Raw genomic sequence first — 1,160 nt, forward strand, 5'->3', positions numbered from 1 at the left:
AATCCCAAGCGGTACGACCTGGCCAAGGTGGGCCGCTACAAGATCAACAAGAAGCTCGGGGTCGACTCCGAGATCACGCAGGGCACGCTGACCGAAGAGGACATCGTCGCCACCATCGAGTACATCGTCCGCCTGCACGCGGGCGAGGAGTCGATGCCGGGCGCCAACGGTGAGGTGATCGTCGAGGTCGACGACATCGACCACTTCGGCAACCGCCGCCTGCGCAGCGTCGGCGAGCTCATCCAGAACCAGGTCCGCCTGGGCCTGGCCCGCATGGAGCGCGTCGTCCGCGAGCGGATGACCACCCAGGACGTCGAGGCGATCACGCCGCAGACCCTGATCAACATCCGTCCCGTCGTGGCCTCCATCAAGGAGTTCTTCGGCACCTCGCAGCTGTCGCAGTTCATGGACCAGACCAACCCGCTGGCCGGCCTGACGCACAAGCGGCGTCTGTCCGCGCTCGGCCCCGGTGGTCTGTCCCGTGAGCGGGCCGGCTTCGAGGTCCGTGACGTGCACCCGTCCCACTACGGCCGGATGTGCCCGATCGAGACCCCTGAAGGCCCGAACATCGGCCTGATCGGCTCGCTGGCCTCCTACGGCCGGATCAACGCCTTCGGCTTCGTCGAGACGCCTTACCGCAAGGTCGTCGACGGCAAGGTGACCGAGCAGATCGACTACCTGACGGCCGACGAGGAAGACCGCTACGTCAAGGCGCAGGCCAACACGACGCTCAACTCCGACGGTTCGTTCGCCGAGCCCCGCGTCCTGGTCCGTACCAAGGGCGGTGAGACCGAGCTCGCCCGTGCCGAGGAAGTCGACTACATCGACGTGTCGCCGCGCCAGATGGTGTCGGTGGCCACCGCGATGATCCCGTTCCTGGAGCACGACGACGCCAACCGCGCGCTCATGGGCTCCAACATGCAGCGCCAGTCGGTGCCGCTGCTCAAGAGCGAGGCGCCGCTGGTCGGCACCGGCATGGAGTACCGTGCCGCGACCGACGCCGGCGACGTCATCAGCGCCGAGAAGGCCGGTGTGGTCGAGGAGGTCTCCGCCGACTACGTCACCGTCATGAACGACGACGGCACGCGGACGACGTACCGGGTCGCCAAGTTCAAGCGCTCCAACCAGGGCACCTCCTTCAACCAGAAGCCCATCGTCGC

1 pseudogene is annotated in these 1,160 nt (G+C 67.0%); it reads left to right on the forward strand.

Annotation, left to right across the window (positions count from 1 at the left end):
- Nucleotides 1-1,160 (forward strand): annotated as a pseudogene (locus tag ACWCSU_RS52845) (DNA-directed RNA polymerase subunit beta); the annotation flags it as partial.

This window comes from Nonomuraea sp. NPDC001699, from assembly GCF_053596455.1.